This is a genomic window from Salinibacterium sp. NSLL17, from assembly GCF_015864935.1.
Classification (GTDB): Bacteria; Actinomycetota; Actinomycetes; order Actinomycetales; family Microbacteriaceae; genus Rhodoglobus.
The window spans coordinates 1-16,644 of sequence record NZ_JADYWH010000001.1; the positions used below are offsets into that span (position 1 = coordinate 1).

A 16,644-nucleotide genomic window follows, 5' to 3' on the forward strand; every position below is an offset into this window, starting at 1 on the left:
GCTTCACCCCAGGGCTTTCAAAACCTGTGTTGGCAACCTCCGCTGAAAGCGAAAGGCAACCTGTCTAACTTACCAGCATTACCGCGCTTGTCAAACCAGCAGAACTGCACCAGAACGGCACACAACAACTGGTCAACACGCGAATAAAGCGGGTTCTCATCCTAAGATCTGACACCGCAACCCACAAGAGGTAAACCGATGTTTGACTCGACCCAAACCTAAAAGATTTCGGAGGATGGTGGCCCCCACTTGAGGCCGGAAACCTAGCAGCAGAACTGCCCGGGACTTCCGCACCTTTGGGGTGACAAGAGGAAACATTACGTGCATTTTGCCCCCCTCGCCAACACCGCCCACATCCCGGGCGTGTCGCAAAAATGAGGCCCCCAAAACACTGTGTTTAGGATGCTCGAAGTCGCACCCGGTATCCCGGAGCGAAGAGAGCAGGAGGCAGCTCGATACCTACGCGCCGATAGACCTCGCGAGGAATCCCAATGTCAGCCAGCCAGAGCGCGCCGACGGCTTCGGCATCCAACCCCGTCTTCGGAGCAGCGAGAGTCATCGTGTGGGTGGCGGTGACGTGATCCCCTGGCGCTACGCCGGTCGTGGAATCGACCCCGGATGGGATGTCGAGGGAGACGACCGGGGCGGGGTGGCGCGACATCCATCTGATGAGTTCGGCAGCTGCCCCGTGCGGTGCACCACCGAGGCTGTAGCCCAACACGGCATCGACGAGCAGGTCAGCATCCACGGTGTCGAGGTCAGCGACCGTCGCAACTCGTGCGCCAGTGGCGCGGTAGAGCGCGAGTTGGTCAGCAGGAACGCCCTTGAGATGAGACGGGTTAGAGATCACCAGAGTGACATTGCCACCGTGGTTGGCCAGATGGCGGGCGGCGCAGATTCCGCCGCCACCATTGCCGCCGGTTCCGGCCAGCACCATTATCGGTGCTGACGGCCAGCGATCGCCGAGGAGCTCCACACACAGCGACGCCAGATTGCGGCCCGCGTTCTCCATCATTTGATAGAGATTGGGCCCCAGCTCCTCGACCGCAACCCGATCGACCTCGCGCATCTGCGTCCTCGTAATAGCAGGCACGACAAGCCCGGTTTTTGTTCGAAAGCTGCTCGCTGCCATGACCCGCGCTCTTAGCTCGCAGAAGTCGACGGAAAGAAGTGCGTCTTGGCCTGAGTGAGCTCGATGCCATCGATGAACATGTCGAGCTTCTCGTTATAGAACGCCACGAGGCCGGCAATTGGCAACAGTTGTCGCGTGGGGAACGAGTACGACCACGCCAAATCGTCGTGGACCGTGCCGCCCACCTCCACCGACCAGTAGTCGGTAGTGGTTCCCTTATAAGGGCACTCGGTCACGGTGTCATTGGCGACGAGATGCTGGAAGTTCACGTCCGTGCGGTTGAGGTAATACCGCGTCGGCAAACCCGTTTCATAAACCATGACCGGAGACGAGGACTCGGCGAGCACAACCCCCTCGAGTTCGACGCGCACCGTGCGGGTCGAGCGCACGGCATCCACTCGGGCATAGGGGCTTCGAGGGTGCACAAAAACTTGCTCATCCTCCTCGAACCAGGAGTCGAGAGCATCCCACTCAAAACGCACCATGTCGGCGAGGCCCTCTAGCCCGTCGCCAGCGTAAACCTTGGCTGCTGCCGGATGCTCGCGCTCCCCCACCGCAAGACCCTGGACGTGATAGGTGCCGCGCGCGGGATGGTGCTCCTGCCCTTCATCGACGAGGAACTCAGACTTCACATCGGCGAGCGGGATGTAGAACTGCGGATACGGAGCCCACTCCCACACATACAGCGCTGCTGTCGTGTCGAAGATGAGCTCGCCCGCGAAATAGCCGCGAATGCGACGCGGGACAGGCTCGATGAGGTTTTTCTTGGAAATCATTCCTGGATAGTCGTTCATCAGAACCCTCTTTCGTCAGTGGGTCCAGCCTGTCACCGTCGCCTGTGAGGGACAATCAGCGGCCGAGGGTTGGCTACCTAAAGTTCACTCCACCATTGATGTCGATGACCTGACCGGTCACGAACGACGCGAGGTCGGAAGCCAAGTAGAGAACGGCGCCCGCGACGTCATCCACGTTTCCGGCACGGCCGATCGGGATGCCGGCGATGATTCCCGCGCGTGCGTCATCCGGAGTGAAGGTGTCGTGGAAGGGCGTGCCCTCGATGAAGCCAGGGGCCAAAGAGTTGACCGTGATGTTCTTGGCAGCCAGTTCCTTGGCCAGTGCGCGCGTGAAACCGACGACGCCGGCCTTCGACGTTGCGTAGGCGACGGCTCCCCCGCCTCCGCCGTTTTCTGCCGCCAAGGATGCCATCGTGACGATTCGGCCAGCCGACGACTTCTCCAAGTGCGCGATTGCTGCGCGGCACACGTAGAACGTGCTTGCGAGGTTGACGTCGAGCACCTTCATCCAGTGGTCATCTGACATCGTGGCGACGGGCGCACGCCCCACCAGGTGGCCGGCGTTCGTCACGACGATGTCGAGCCCGCCGAGAAACTCGGCTGCGGTAGCGACAAGGTGGTCGGCCTGAGCCGAGTCGGTGAGATCCGCTTGCACAGCCAGCGCTTGACCGCCGAGAGCCTGGATGAGGTTCACGGTTTCAGCAGCCTCATCGGCACTGCCGTTGTAGTGCACGACAACATTGGCGCCCGCACGGGCGAGACCGAGCGCGATTCCTGCGCCAATTCCGCGCCCGCCACCGGTAACAAGCACTCGTCGAGAAGTGAGATCGATCATTGTTTTTTACGTCCTAACCATTCGCCGTCGACTAGGACGGCTGTTCCATTGATGTAATTTGCAGCGCGTGAAGTCAGAACTGTCACTACAGCGGAGTGCCAGTTCTGTCAGCGAGGGCGGTCGTGGAGCCGGGGGATATTCCCTCGGCAGACATCAGGCTGAGAGACGAACGTTCGCGGATGCCCCGAGCAACTTGGAGATGGTGTCAGCGGTCTGTCGCACGAGAGGCCCCAGCACTAAGTCCAACTCTTCGGTTACCTTTGCCGCTGGCCCTGCGATGCTCACCGACGCGACGACCGAATCAGTGTGGTCGAAAATAGCTGCGGCATAACCACGAATGCCCTCGCGGTTCTCCATGTTGTCAATCGCAAAGCCCCGCTCACGCGTCACCGCGAGATCTGCCATCAGTGCATCCCGCGTCGTGATGGTGTTCTCGGTGCGAGCAGTCAAGGTTGCAGGAAGACGACGCTCGAGCCGGTCAGCACTGGTCCACGCCAAGATCGCCTTGCCAACACCAGTAGCAAACGCGGGAACCGAGTCGCCGACGCGGCTGAAGATTCGAACAGGCTCAGGGCTATCGACGACCTCGATGTAGACGACATCCGACTCGCTCAGCGTCGCCAAGTGAGCGGTGTCGCGGCTCTCCGCCACGAGCTCCCGCATCGCCGGAAGCGCAATGCGACGCAGGTCGATCCGGCGCAAGTACTCAGAGCCGATTCGCAAGTTGGCCACGCCCAGGCTGTAGACCATCGTTTCTTCGTCGTACGCGAGGAAATCGCGCGCCACGAGAGTGCGGAGCATCCGATGCGTCGTGGCCTTGCTGTACTTCAGCATCGTGCTGCATGCGGCCAAAGTGAGCCCTGGCTCCGGACTGTCGGCGATCGTGATCAGCACTTCAAGCGCGCGATCGAGACTCTGGGTTCCCGCAATCGGCGCGTCGTCGCTTAGCTTGTCGGTGCTCATAAGAACTCCTCAGTCAAAAAGTCAGATGCGATCGGGTAATCGCGGTCGGGATTCATTCGCCAAGCTCAATAACTGAGACTTGGTCCATATCGGTGAAGCTTTGATTCTCCCCCGCCATGACCCAAACGAACGAGTAATTCGTTGTTCCGGCGCCGAGATGAACTGACCAACTGGGCGAGATCACTGCTTCGTGATTGCGCACAGCCACAGCTTTCGGCTCGGCCGGAAGACCCATAAAGTGCTGGATGCGGTGCTCCGAAGGTAGATCCATATAGAGATAGACCTCGGTGCGGCGGTCGTGCGTATGCGGAGGCATGCTGTTCCACACGCTACCCGGCTTCAAGGCCGTGATGCCAAGAACGAGCTGGGCCGTGCGCACCCCGTCTTCGTGCAAATGCTTGTAGATCGTGCGTTCGTTAGCAGTCGAGGAGTCGCCTGCCTCGGCACGCAACGCCTCACCCAACGGCACGAGAGTAGTGGGATAGGTCACGTGAGCCGTGGCCGAGGCGAGATAAAAGGATGCTTCTGCCCCCTCAGACTCGAAGCTAATCTCCTTCGCGCCCCGGCCAACATAGAGAACGTCTTTGGCAGCCATCTCGTAGCGAACACCATCCACCGTTACCGAGCCGGGCGCTGCAACAGCAACGATTGCGAGCTCGCGACGCTGGCAGAAGTACTCCGAGCGAAGTTGATCGGGAGCCTCGAGCGTGAGCGGCGTTCCCGCCGTGGGCACAGCACCGCCCAACACCATGCGGTCATGGTGGCTATAAACGAGAGAAACCTTGCCTGGCGTAAAGAGGTCACCGACGACGAACCTCGACTTGAGGCTCGTGAGGTCAAGTGCGGCGAAGTCGTCGGGATGTGTTGCGTAGCGAGTCTGCATGGGAGGCTTCCTAGTCGATGACGTTCGTCGGTGTGCCTGCGGCAAACGCCACAATGTTCTCGCCCGCGAGACGGAAAACGTCGTCGGCTTCATCCGTGTGAAAACCGATGTGAGGCGCAAGAACGCTGTTTGTCGCTGCGCCCGGAATCACGGATGCCGACGGCGGCTCCTCCACGAAGACGTCGAGACCCGCACCGAAGATGGCTCCGGCCTCAACGATTTCTTTGAGCGCGACGTTGTCCATGACTTCGGCACGCGCGGTGTTCACAAGGATGGCGGTGGGGCGCATGCGCTCCAAGAGAGAACGCCCGATCATGCCGTCGGTCTCTTTGTTGTGGATGAGGTGCAGCGAAACCACGTCGCAGGTCTCGAAGAGCTCCTCGAGTTCCACCCGCGGCGCACCGAGCGCTTCGTCACGCTCCGGTGACGCTGTTCTACTCCAGTAGACGACATCCATTCCGAGCGCCTTAGCCATGGTGATGACACGGGCGCCGATGGCTCCGGCCCCCACAACGCCGAGGCGGCGGCCGGCAAGCTTCAGGCCTTGGTTCTTCGCCCACTCCCCCGAACGCACGATTGCATCGCCTTCGACAACGCGACGTGCGACAGCAAACATCAGCGCGATGGCGTGCTCGGCGACACTCTGGCTCGCGAAGTCAGGCACGTTAGTGACGGTGACTCCGCTTGCTGCGGCTTCATCCATCGAGACGAATCGGCGAGCGCCCGTTCCAACAAAACTCACCATGCGGAGCCCGGGATTGTTCTTCATGAGGCCGGCAGGAACCGGACCTTGATCGCCCACGACGTAGAGCACGTCGTAGCCAGCGGCGCGGGCCGTTGCTGCCTCGATGTCATCAAACGACTCTTCGAACCAGTCGAAGGTGTGGCCCAGCTTTTCGAGGGGGATCTTTACATCCCGCTCAACGATTTCTCGGTACTGGGACTCGCCGTCGATGCAAACGATCTTCATGGTGTGTGTTCCTTATCTTCGTGCGGTGTGATGCCAAGAGGTGGATGCTCGCGCCAAGTGATCAGCGCGAGCATCCGATTAATTGATTACTGCCCGACCCAGCGGTTGAACTGGTCGAGAACCTCAGTGAGGCTCTCTAGGTAGTAGTCGCTGTCCTGAAGAACGGAGCCATCAACGTTCGAGCCCACGGGCAAGAACGCCTGAACCTGTTCGGGGAAGTCGGTCGGGCTCAGAGCCTTGACCGATGCCGGGATGGGAGTCGGAACAACAGAAGCGAAAGCGATCTGGCCTTCGGTGTTGTTGATCACGTGAGCGAGCAGTTCCTGCGCGGCGGCCGCGTTGGGCGCACCGGCGGGAATCGACCACACGCTGTTGGAGTACCCAGCTTCGTTCCACGTGATGTTCATCGGGAAGCCGTTGGCATCCAATGCCGTGAAGGCACGGTTGGCCCAAAGGATTCCGATGTCGCACGAACCGTTCTCGAAGGACTCGATTGACTGAGCTCCGCTGGTCCACCAGGTGATGTCGTTCTTGATCTCATCGAGCTTCTCGAGCGCGCGGTCGACATCCAGCGGGTAGAGGTCATCTGCTGCAACGCCATCGGCGAGCAACGCAGCCTCAAGGGTCCAGCCGTACTGGGGGTTGTTGAAGAAGCAGCGTTTTCCGGGGAAGGTGTCGAGATCCCAGAGGTCAGCCATTTCCGTCGGCTTTGTGTCGGGGTAAGCGTCGTCATCCCAAGCGAGCACCATTCCGAAGGTTCCCACCTCGATGCCGTACTCGTTGTAGGTACCGTCGACGAGCTTGTCGACGGGAACGATCGACGTGTCGATCTTCTCAAGCAGGCCATCCGCAGCGGCAGTGGCAGCATCGTTAACCGTGGGGAAGAGCATCAGGCTCCACGGCATCGATCCGGCTTCTGCGGAAGCGAAGAACTTCGTCGCGGCTTCGTTGTAATCATCAGTCACTGAGACGCCAGTGTCGTCAGTGAAGTCAGCGAAAAGCGTTGCCGCTTCCGCCTCGTAGACCACGCCACCGCTGGTGTCGTAGAACAGGATGTCGCCGGAAATGGCACCAGCCGAGCCCGAATCTGCTGGCTCACTGGTAGTACACGAACTCAGTGCGAGGGCCGCAACGAGTGAACTCGCTCCGACGATCGAGAGTCGTCTGATTGTCTTCTTCATGGATCTCCTCGTTTCTCTGGTATCTGTAACGTGCTGCTTTGGTGCTGTAGTGATGTGGTGCGGTGGTGCGGTGGTGAATCTCTAGGCGGTTTCGCGCGGTACGAGCGCTGACTCGCCAATGCGAACGGAAAGGGTGACCCGTTCGCCGACGGCGGGGATCTGACCGTAAGGATCAAGATCTGCCGAACATTCCATGGAGTCCGTCGCGATGCGCACGCTCTGCCTCTGGCCGAGGAAGCGGCTGTCGGTGACGACACCGGTGGTGAGTTTGTGGTGGCCCTCGGGTACGACATCCCCGCTGAGCACGATCTGTTCGGGTCGAACAGAGCAGTACACCGACGATGATCCGCCGGGAACTCCGGGGCGTGCGGTGACCTGGTGGTCTCCGATTCGAACGACGGCACCCTCGGATGACTCGCTCAGCACTTCTGCCTCGAACAGGTTTGTCTTTCCCAAGAATCGAGCCACGAACAGGTCTTTGGGTGCGCGGTAGAGCTCCTCGGGGGTTCCGATCTGAGAGACCTTGCCGTCGCGCATGACGCCCATCCGGTCAGAAAGAATGAAGGCTTCATCCTGATCGTGGGTGACATAGACCGCAGTGGTCTGAGCCTCACGCTGAATGCGTCGGATCTCGGCGCCCAGATCTTGACGGAGCGCACGGTCGAGAGCGCCAAGAGGCTCGTCAAGCAGGAGCACGCGGGGGCGCTGCGCGAGCGCCCGACCGAGGGCAACACGTTGCTGCTGGCCACCACTGAGTTGAGCCGGGTAGCGGTCGCCCAACCCACCCAGCGCAACGAGTTCGATCATTTCGGCAAGACGAGCGGCGCGCGCTACGGACTTGACCTTGCGCACCTTGAGCCCGAATTCGATGTTCTCGGCAACCGTCAGGTGCGGGAAGAGCGCGTAGTTCTGGAACACGAACCCGATATCGCGGTGCTGAGTGTCCACGTCGGTCACATCAGCGTCGTCGATGGAGATGGTGCCGCGTTGCGGTTCGAGAAGGCCCGCGATGATGCGCAGTAGCGTTGTCTTTCCCGAGCCGGAGGGGCCAAGAAGGGTGAAGAACTCACCTGCGTGGACCTCTACCGACGCATTATCGAGGGCAACGTTCCCGTTGTAGTCCAGTCCGATTCCCGAGGCGAAAACCTGGCCGCGGCGTGAGTGTGAAGCGGTCATCGTGATTCCTCCTGTTGAGCTGCGCGTCGCCGCGCGGATATTGAGCCGACAACGCCTCGAACGACGACGATCAGCACGACTAATGCGATGAGTAGCGAAGCGACAGCGGGAACCGTCGGGATGATGCCACTCTCGAGATATTTGTAAATGGTGACGGGCAAGGTTTTGGTTGGGCCCGTCTGCAGGAAGAGAGCGAGCACGACCTCATCCCATGAGGTCACGAACGCAATCGCGAATGCACCCAATGCACTCGGCAGGATTCCTCGAACAACCACTGTCCAGAATGTCCGGATTCGCGATGCACCCAGAGTCCAGGCTGCAGCTTCGATTCCGCGATCGGCACCCGCCATGGACGCCGCGATGAGTGCGTAGGAGAGGGGCGCCGCAATCACGGTGTGCGCCAAGATGAGCCCGATCACCGTGCCCGTCAGCTTGAGCTGGAGTTCGACGTCGAAGATTCCGATAGCGAGCAGGATGCTCGGCGCAATGATTGGCGCAAAGGCGAGACCGCCAATGATTGCTTTTCCGGTAGTCGACGTCATTTCGCTTGTGACCCGGGCCAGCGCGAGTGCGATACCGACAGACAGCACTGCGGTACCCACGCCGACGATCGAACTCTGCATGATCGGGCCGAGCCAAGTGTCGGTCGTGAACACCTGAACGAACCACTCCAAGGTGAAGCCGCGAGGCGGGAACACCACTGTGCCGGTCTCGCCCGTTGACAACGGGAAGACGAACAACACGGGGATCACCAGAATGGCGATGGTGATTGCCGAAAGCGCGGCCGACATGATCATGATGGGCGACCAGCGGAAAGCCTGCCCCGCGCTCACACCCTTTGCTTGAACCGAGCCGACTCCGCCGGGCTGGAAGGTTCCCGCAATGCGCACCACTCCGACGTAGCAAATGACTGTCGCTATAAGCAGCACCATTCCCATGGCGCTAGCGGTGCCCCACTGGAAGATGTCGATCTGCTGCTGAATATAGACAGCGATCGTCTGATCCCGAGGCCCGCCAAGGATGGCAGGTACAACGAAGAAGCTCAGCGCGAGGATGAAGATCAGTAGCGCACCGCTCAGAAGCGACGAGCGAATCATGGGTATGTAGACACGGAAGAAGGCGTAGCTCGCTGATGCGCCCATCGTTCGAGCAGCCAGCATGAGGTTGCTATCGACTGCGACCATGCCGGCGTAGAGCACCAGAATCATGTACGGCAGAAGGTACATGACGGTACCGACCAGCGTTCCCGCCTGGGTGTATAGCAACGATGTTTCGCCGAACCCGAGCGCGAGACTCGCCTGATTCACCGGGCCGTTCGGGCTGAGGATCGAGGTGACGGCAAAGAGTCGAACCACAATCGACACCCAGAACGGGATCAAGATCAGCAGCAAGAGTACGGATGCTGTCTTCCGGTTGAGCCGGGAGATGAAATAGGCCGTGGGAAACGCGAGTGCCGTCGTAATCAACGTTGAGTTGATCGCGAGCAACAGCGTGCGGCCCTCGATCAGGAGCAGGAAGTCATCACCGATTAGTTGGGCAAAGTTGTCGAGCGTGAAACTCGGTGCTGCCGCATCGAACTTGCCGTCGAGACTCAAGCTGCGAAGAACCACCGTGAGGATGGGCCACAGAAAGAAGATCACATAGAAAGCGATGATCGGGGTCAGCAGCAGCCACCGGGACACAAGGCCTCGAACGCGGCGCGAGGGCGGCCGAGCAGTCAGCGATATCTGCGTAGTTTCCGCCTCGGTACTCATGGCCTTGTCTCCCGTTCCTGTTAGGCCTGCGCCGGGGCGGTCTTGTAGATCGTGTAGAGCTTGCGAGTGGTCTCTTCGATGTACCAAGTGCCCGTCCAGCCGGGAAGGAACTCGACGACGACACCAGCGGCGATCGGCGACACAGTGCCGTCCGGGTGTTCAATGCGGCCTGCGCCGGATACGAACTGAACAACCTCACCGATGTCGTGCTTGACCGAATCGAAAACTCCGGGGGTGACTTCCCACACACCGATCTCTAGGGATCCCGTGTCGACAATCACTTTTTCCTTGCACGTGGGGTCGCCCGAAACGATGCGTGCAGGTGCCGGGCTGGGAGCCAACTCGGCGGTAGCGATGTCGAGCAAGTGGCTGTTGAGCTCAGTCATTTCTGATCCTTCTTTTCAAATTATGGAACAACGTACCAAAAAGATATTTCCGGGGTGTTTCCCCACGAATTCCGGTTCGCGCTAATTGCTAGCGAGTCGCTCGAGCGCGGCCCGATTGGCCACGGTCGGGGCGGGTTTTCCGTCGAGTACTCCCGCGCAACGCTCGGCGAGCAGGTGCCGCAAGCGACGCTCAGACTGCTCGGAGTACCAGGCAATGTGGTTAGTGAGAGTCACGCGCGGGGCGTCAAGAATGGGATCTCCCGCCGGCGGCTCCGCCTCCAACACATCCAGGGCCGCACCGGCGAGACGCCCATCGTGAAGAGCGGCAGCGAGGTCAGCGCTGTTGATCAGGCCGCCGCGCGAGACATTGACGAGAACAGCGCCGGGCTTGACGTGGGCGAGCGCGGCAGCATCAATGAGGTGACGAGTCTGGTCATTAAGCGGGCAGTGGAGGCTAATGACATCGCCAGCAGCCAACGCCTCTTCGAAGCCGAGCAGCTCGACTCCGTCGGCCGGAGCAGCGAACGGGTCGTGAGCGACGATTCGACCGAAGAACGGGCTCATCAAGCGAATGGTTTCGGAACCGATGTGACCGATTCCGATGAGCGACAGAGTCGACTGAGAGAGGGCCTGAATGGGGCGAAGTTCGCTCCACGAGCCCCACGCGCCGTCACGCACGAGCAGGTCTGCTTCGCGGATGCGGCGGGCCGCCCCGAGGATTAGTGCCGCGGCGTGCGTCGCCACTTCCTCTTCGCAGTAGTCGGGAACGTTGACGACGGGAATACCCCGGGACGCGGCAGCCTCAAGATCGATCGTGTCGACTCCGACGCCGTAACGCCCGATGACCTTCCACGAGGGGTTCGCATCCATTTCGGCAGCGCCGATCGTGGCGTACTGCACCAGGACTCCGTCGGCAGGAGAGGTGTTCTCGCGAGCATCCCGCACCGTCACCCCATGCGCGGCTGCGGCTTCGGCTTCGAGCACGACGTCGCCGTAAGAGCTATCGAGAACGGCGAGCGAGCGTTGCATCTTTTATCCCTTGTTCGGATTTTGATACACCGTTTCATATTCTGTAAAAGCTGTCAATCATTTTTTTCTAGAGCCACTCACCACGCGCACAATTGTTCGCTGTCGAATGAGACATTCCGCTGCGGTCGGAGTGACCGTTAACCGCCGAAAACCCCACATTTCTGTGGGGTTTTCGGTTGTTGCACTAGGCGAAGAGTGGCGCGGACCCGCTCCGCGACCGTCGCTTTACATGAGCTTTCATGCCGTGACGTCGCCCAGTGTTACGGGCGAGGCTGGCCTCCTCCGCCGCCGCTTTCGCTTCCCGCTGCTGCGACTCCGGCTGTCACGGTTCCGGCTGAGTCGCCGCCAACCGTGATCGTGTAGGTGTCGCCGTTCGTGATGGCGGCATCCGACAGCACGACCGACTGGAACGACTTGATCGAGGTGAACTCGGCGATCATCGTGCCGCTGCTATCGAGCACCTGCACGGTCTGGTCGGCGCCGTACGCCTGCTCGAGCGAAGCGCTCACCCAGCCCTGCGAAGATGACGTTTCGGGCGCGGTTGCCATGAAGGTCATACCGACCGCCAGGACCGTTCCGCCGTCGACCACGATGGTGCCGTTCGCATCGAGCGCACCCTCACGGTCTTCGGACGAACCGAACACCGTGGTTGTACCGCCCGTGACCAGCATCGACCCGTTGGAGTCGATTCCATCGCCGGCTGAGTTGACCGTGGTCTCGCCGCCGGTGATCGACACCATCGCTCCGTCATCCGCTTCGACGATGCCGCCGATGTCGGTGGTGGTGCTGGTGCCGCTCGTGGCGTTGATGCCGTCATCGCTCGCGTTGACCGCGAGCGCGCCGCCTTCGATCGTGATGTAGTACGACTCGATGCCTTCGTAAGAATTGGTGACAGCGGTTCCGCCGCCCGAGATCACGATGTTGACCTCTGACTTGAGCCCGTCGTCTTCGGCCGCGAGCGTGGTTGAACCGCCCGCGATCACGATGTCGGTCTCGGCCTGCACTCCGTCATCCGCCGCCGTGAGGTCAACAGTGCCTCCCGCGATGTACACGTAGCCGCGCGTTTCGTCTTCTTCGTTGTCTGACTTGAGAGCATCGCCGCCGGCATCCACCGTGACGGTGCCGCCCTCGATGGTCAGCGAGTCTTTGCCCCGCAGGCCGTCATCGCCCGCGGTGACCGTGATGTCGCCCGAGAGGATGACGAGGTCGTCATGGCTCGTGATGCCGTCGTTGACCGAGCTGCTTACTGTGAGCGAGCCGTCGCCCGAGATAGTGAGGTCGGCGTCGCTGAAGAGTGCGGCGTTGTATTCGGCGTCGTCTCCTGTGGAGGAGAGCGTGTTGGTTCCGCTGAGCGAGACCACCACGTCTTCGGCGTTGACGACCGCGATCGCGGCGCTCGTTGAGTTGGAAATTTCTACGCCGTCGAGCACCAGTGCGACGACGTCTTCATCGTCGGTGTCGACGACGACTTGGCCGTCGAGCTGTCCCGAGAGAACGTAGGTGCCGGCCGCCGTGATGGTGATCGTGGAACCCGAGACGCTGACGCCATCGCCGTCGGCGGTCGCAGTGGATCCGTCGAGGGCAATCGAAACTGCGCCATCAAGGGTCCACTCGTCATCGTTCGTGGTCGTGGAGTTCGCGTTTGCCGCAAGAACTTCTGTCGCAACCGGGCCGAGGCTAAGCTCGACGCTCGCATCGCTGACCTCGGCCGTCACGCTGGAGGCGACGGTGGGTGTTTCGACTGCGGTTGTGCATCCGGCCAACAGCACCCCGCCAATCAAAAACGTGCTGACTGCGGCGGTAAGGGTGAAGTGATTTCGCTTCATGATCAAGCTCCTCTGGTGGGTGACGTGTTCCACTACACCGGGGTTCCCTATGACATTCCTATGAACGGGATATGCGTGAGCCGTGGATGTCGAAACGGCGCGACTACCGCGTCTTCTCCTCGTTCAGGAGGGATCACGGTTTCGTGAGCGAAGATGTACGCATGACAGCCGTTAGCGCTTCCGCCGCACCGGTCGGCAACCTCCGCGGTTGGGTTCGCGCGCCGTTCGCCGCCGCGGGCCTGACCTATGACTGCTTCGAAAAGGGTTCGGGGCCAGGAGTGGTGCTCATCCCAGAGATCCCCGGAATCACACCGGAAGTGCTTGGCCTAGCCGAGCACCTCGTCGCTGCCGGCTTCACGGTCGTCGTGCCCTCACCATTCGGCCAGCCAGGCAAAGCAAAGACCGTGGGCTACATGACGCGGATCGTGCTGCGGTTGTGCGTGGCCGCCGAGTTCCGCGCATTTGCGACGAACTCATCTCGGCCCATCACCGACTACTTTCGAGCCGTTGCCTCCGACCTCGCTGCCCGCACTCCGGGGCGAGGTGTTGGCGTGATCGGGCAGTGCTTCACAGGCGGATTCGCCTTAGCCGCGGCGATCGACGACTCGGTGGCGGCATCCGTGCTCAGCCAGCCCGCCGTCCCTTTTCCCGTCGGACGCGCGCACCAGCTCGATGCTGGAGTCTCTACCGACGAGTTCGACCGCATTGCTGCCCGAGCGGATGCCGGCGATGTCTGCGCGCTCGGCTTGCGGTTCAGCGAAGATACCGCCGCCCCGCGCGCCCGCTTCGACACCATTAAGGCCCGTCTCGGCGATGCCTTCGAGATCATCCAGTTGGACTCGTCGCCGGGAAACCCTGACGGCTACGCCGCGACCGCCCACTCGGTGCTCACCGGCGAAGTGCGCGAGAATCCGGCCAACTCGGCGGCGGCGGCCCGCGACCGGGTGGTCGCGTTCTTGCGCGAACGAATCGGGTGAGCGGCGTCTGCTGATCTGATCTAGCCGAGGCTCGATCCTAGGGCACCGACGATGTACGGGATAAGCCAGATTCCCCACACGATGACAGAGAACCGGTGAAAGCTAGTCTTCTCGGCTTCACGGTTGCGCACCAGCACGACGATTGCCCAAGCGAGGTGCACGGCCATGAGAACGATCGCGATCACTCCTGTGACGCCCATCAGCTGGTTCAAAGCGCTCTGCTCGATGCCGGCTGCACGATTCTCGGTCGCGATCAGGTTCATCAAGAACGTGCCCGTGGCATCCGCCGCCAATCCCAGCCCGAAGAGCACGACGTGCCACGGCTTGAGCACCTTCTGCACTCGCTCGCTCCACACCCCGACGGTGTAAAACACGAGGGCCAGAGTGATGAGGATGATCGCAGGCAGCAGCATCCCTCTAGTGTGGCCTGTTCACAGCTCGCGGGCGAAAGTGGTTCGGGCCATTCAGCACCGAACCTGTTCTAGCGCACATCGCGCCGTTGCGCGAAGATTCGAGCGGCGGCTTAGAATTTCGTGGGTCGCAGCACGTCGATATCGCTCATGAACAGGATCATGGCGTAGTCGGCGTAGTAGTGCTCCTGAAGGTACGCGGCGATTGCTTCGGCCGTCTCCGCGTCGCACACCACCTCGATGCGGATGTTGCTACTGGCCTCCCAGCCAGCATCGCGAACGCCGCGGTTACCTTTGCCGCGGGCATCTGTAATGGTGTACCCGTGGGCATTCAGCTGGTCGAGATCTCGAACAAGGGTGCTCTCGAGTGCGGCTTCAGTGATGACGGTTAACAACCTGCGGTGATAGCTCTGCATGGCTCTCATCCTCTCGCGAATGTATGTGCCCACACGGCAAGTGCGTGGTAGATCGGGATGCCGAGCAAGACGTTGAAGGGGAAGGTGATTCCCAGCGCCGCGGCGAGAGACAGCGTGGGGTTCGCCTCGGGCACGGAAATGCGCATTGCCGCCGGCACCGCGATGTATGAGGCACTCGCCGCCAGCGTCGCCAGGATTGCCGTTCCGCCGACGGAGAGGTCAAGAACCCAGCCCAGCCAGGTGCCCACCAGCGCTGAGAAGAGTGGCATCCCGATTCCGAAGGCGACCAGAAATGGCCCGTAGCGGCGAAGGCTGCCGATTTGCTTCGCGGTGATCAGCCCCATCTCCAGCAGAAACACGGCGAGGAATCCCTTGAAGAGATCGAAGAAGAACGGCTCTATCGGCTTCAACCCGTCCGGCCCGGCTGCCCAGCCAATGAGCAGTCCACCCAGCAGCAAAACAATTCCCTTGCCCAGGAACACCTCGTGGGCCACCGACCGCCAGCGCGTCTCGCGCGAAAGGCCCCGCGCCAGCACGATTCCCACGAGGATGGCCGGCACCTCCAACATGACCAGAAGCAGCGGCATGTGTTCTTCGAAGGGGATCTGCCTGCTGCCCAGATAGGCGACCGCCACCGCGAACGTGCCGACGCTCACGGAGCCGTAATGGGCCGCGATAGAGGCGGCATCCGCGCGCGTGAAGCGTCCCAGATAGCGCAGGACGGGGAAGGCGAGCAGTGTGAGGACGAAGCCCATGACTATCACTGCACCCATGTGTGGCAACAGGGTGGAAAAGGGCTGCTTGGCGAGTTCGACGCCACCCTTGAGCCCGATGGAGAGCAGCAGCACGATGCTGACGAACTCGTACACTGCTGCCGGTAGACGCAATTCCGACCTCAGCAGGCCCGCGACGGCTCCGAGCAGGAAGAACAGGATGATGGGATCGATCACGCGGTGACTCTCTGGTTCGCTTACGGTCCGTAGTCCCCAGGCGGAGCCCAAGGGCCAACCTCCTGAATACACGCTGTGCAATACACGATAACCATAGCGTGTATTGCACAGCGCGTGTCACCTAGGATGGAAAGATGAACAGCTGGACCTTCCTGACCAATCACGCACACGTTCTGTTGTGTGTTTCTAGGGATCCCACTATGCGGTTAAGGGACATCGCCGAAGCCGTGGGCATCACCGAACGAGCCGCCCAGCGCATCATCGCCGAACTTGTCGAAGACGGGTACCTCACGCGCAAGCGGGATGGACGACGCAACAGCTACGAGCTCTACCCGGATCTGCCGCTTCGGCACCCTCTCGAGCACCACCACCAGATCGGCGAACTACTCAAGACCCTGGGGTCCGAACCCCGCGCGTAGGTGCATGGCAGCCGAGGGCCTGCCTGTTCGCCCTGGCACCGGGAGCCTTCGCCGCCGAGACTGGCCAAACAAAAAAAGAAAGACCCCGCCAAAACAAGCGGGGCCTTTCTCGAGTGGTGCGCCCGGAGGGATTTGAACCCCCGGCCTATTGATCCGTAGTCGAAAGCCGTTTCCGCGGAGTTGCGCGGAACTGTCCAAAATCTCTGCAAAACACTGGTGACTGGGCGCGACTCCGATGCCGCGCGCTGACGGCGATGCTCCCCAAGTGTGGGTGAAATGTGGGCACGGTCAATCTGATTATTGCTCGGTAACGAGCTACGTCTCCACTGCATCGGTGGAATTAGGGAAAGAGAACAAGCAGCCTTAGATCCACGTCTTCGAAGTTAGGTCCCACGCTGCCGCAGGTTCGACTGCGTCCACGAAGACTGGATTCAGGAATGTCGACACTTCAGTGAGATGATCTTTGAGGACGGCCAAAGCCATGTCCTCGACGACGGACTTCGCACAGCGCGCGGTCCTGCTATCGGGCGATGCGTTGCAGCG

The 16,644-nt window shown here is 61.1% G+C and carries 17 protein-coding genes; 2 read left to right on the top strand and 15 right to left on the bottom strand.

Features of this window, described 5'->3' with window-relative positions; translation table 11 throughout:
* Positions 1 to 397: 397 nt before the first annotated feature.
* The 12 genes from I6E51_RS00005 to I6E51_RS00060 form a co-directional block, all read right to left on the bottom strand.
* On the bottom strand, positions 398 to 1,069 hold the full coding sequence (locus I6E51_RS00005) for an NAD(P)H-hydrate epimerase (protein ID WP_231599604.1): 672 nt from the start codon (positions 1,067 to 1,069) through the stop codon (positions 398 to 400).
* 74 nt (positions 1,070 to 1,143) lie between these two features.
* Positions 1,144 to 1,908 (bottom strand): DUF427 domain-containing protein, encoded by a 765-nt coding sequence (locus I6E51_RS00010; protein ID WP_231599605.1) that lies wholly within the window; start codon positions 1,906 to 1,908, stop codon positions 1,144 to 1,146.
* Between the two features lie 91 nt (positions 1,909 to 1,999).
* Complete coding sequence (locus I6E51_RS00015; protein ID WP_197109035.1) at positions 2,000 to 2,761, bottom strand: SDR family NAD(P)-dependent oxidoreductase; 762 nt, start codon at positions 2,759 to 2,761, stop codon at positions 2,000 to 2,002.
* A 153-nt stretch (positions 2,762 to 2,914) separates the two neighbouring features.
* Positions 2,915 to 3,724, bottom strand: coding sequence for an IclR family transcriptional regulator (locus I6E51_RS00020; RefSeq protein WP_197109036.1), 810 nt, complete (start codon positions 3,722 to 3,724; stop codon positions 2,915 to 2,917).
* Positions 3,725 to 3,776: 52 nt separating this feature from the next.
* Complete coding sequence (gene kduI, locus I6E51_RS00025) at positions 3,777 to 4,607, bottom strand: 5-dehydro-4-deoxy-D-glucuronate isomerase (protein ID WP_197109037.1); 831 nt, start codon at positions 4,605 to 4,607, stop codon at positions 3,777 to 3,779.
* Positions 4,608 to 4,617: 10 nt separating this feature from the next.
* Positions 4,618 to 5,577, bottom strand: coding sequence for a 2-hydroxyacid dehydrogenase (locus I6E51_RS00030; protein ID WP_197109038.1), 960 nt, complete (start codon positions 5,575 to 5,577; stop codon positions 4,618 to 4,620).
* Positions 5,578 to 5,663: 86 nt separating this feature from the next.
* Positions 5,664 to 6,758, bottom strand: a complete 1,095-nt coding sequence (locus I6E51_RS00035) for an extracellular solute-binding protein (protein ID WP_197109039.1) — start codon at positions 6,756 to 6,758, stop codon at positions 5,664 to 5,666.
* Positions 6,759 to 6,839: 81 nt separating this feature from the next.
* Complete coding sequence (locus I6E51_RS00040; RefSeq protein ID WP_197107083.1) at positions 6,840 to 7,934, bottom strand: ABC transporter ATP-binding protein; 1,095 nt, start codon at positions 7,932 to 7,934, stop codon at positions 6,840 to 6,842.
* On the bottom strand, positions 7,931 to 9,688 hold the full coding sequence (locus I6E51_RS00045) for an ABC transporter permease subunit (protein ID WP_197107082.1): 1,758 nt from the start codon (positions 9,686 to 9,688) through the stop codon (positions 7,931 to 7,933). The genes I6E51_RS00040 and I6E51_RS00045 overlap by 4 nt, the downstream gene beginning before the upstream one ends.
* Positions 9,689 to 9,708: 20 nt before the next feature.
* Entirely contained in the window at positions 9,709 to 10,074 is a 366-nt protein-coding gene (locus tag I6E51_RS00050; RefSeq protein WP_197107081.1) for a cupin domain-containing protein, read from the bottom strand.
* Positions 10,075 to 10,155: 81 nt separating this feature from the next.
* Positions 10,156 to 11,103, bottom strand: a complete 948-nt coding sequence (locus I6E51_RS00055; RefSeq protein ID WP_197107080.1) for a C-terminal binding protein — start codon at positions 11,101 to 11,103, stop codon at positions 10,156 to 10,158.
* Between the two features lie 260 nt (positions 11,104 to 11,363).
* Positions 11,364 to 12,929: a carbohydrate-binding domain-containing protein gene (locus tag I6E51_RS00060; protein WP_197109040.1), complete on the bottom strand. Its 1,566-nt coding sequence runs from the start codon at positions 12,927 to 12,929 to the stop codon at positions 11,364 to 11,366.
* A 161-nt stretch (positions 12,930 to 13,090) separates the two neighbouring features.
* Between I6E51_RS00060 and I6E51_RS00065 the strand changes: the two genes are divergently transcribed.
* Complete coding sequence (locus I6E51_RS00065) at positions 13,091 to 13,906, top strand: dienelactone hydrolase family protein (protein WP_197109041.1); 816 nt, start codon at positions 13,091 to 13,093, stop codon at positions 13,904 to 13,906.
* Positions 13,907 to 13,926: 20 nt separating this feature from the next.
* On the opposite strand, the gene I6E51_RS00070 is transcribed toward I6E51_RS00065, so the two are convergent.
* From I6E51_RS00070 to I6E51_RS00080, 3 genes are all read right to left on the bottom strand, one after another.
* The gene (locus I6E51_RS00070) at positions 13,927 to 14,319 is read right to left on the bottom strand and encodes an HsmA family protein (RefSeq protein ID WP_197107077.1); all 393 of its coding nucleotides are present in this window, start codon (positions 14,317 to 14,319) and stop codon (positions 13,927 to 13,929) included.
* A 110-nt stretch (positions 14,320 to 14,429) separates the two neighbouring features.
* On the bottom strand, positions 14,430 to 14,732 hold the full coding sequence (locus I6E51_RS00075; protein ID WP_197109042.1) for a transcriptional regulator: 303 nt from the start codon (positions 14,730 to 14,732) through the stop codon (positions 14,430 to 14,432).
* A 5-nt stretch (positions 14,733 to 14,737) separates the two neighbouring features.
* On the bottom strand, positions 14,738 to 15,682 hold the full coding sequence (locus tag I6E51_RS00080; protein WP_197109043.1) for a sodium-dependent bicarbonate transport family permease: 945 nt from the start codon (positions 15,680 to 15,682) through the stop codon (positions 14,738 to 14,740).
* A 134-nt stretch (positions 15,683 to 15,816) separates the two neighbouring features.
* On the opposite strand from I6E51_RS00080, the gene I6E51_RS00085 reads away from it, so the two are divergent.
* Complete coding sequence (locus I6E51_RS00085; RefSeq protein WP_197107073.1) at positions 15,817 to 16,101, top strand: winged helix-turn-helix domain-containing protein; 285 nt, start codon at positions 15,817 to 15,819, stop codon at positions 16,099 to 16,101.
* Positions 16,102 to 16,644: the final 543 nt, after the last annotated feature.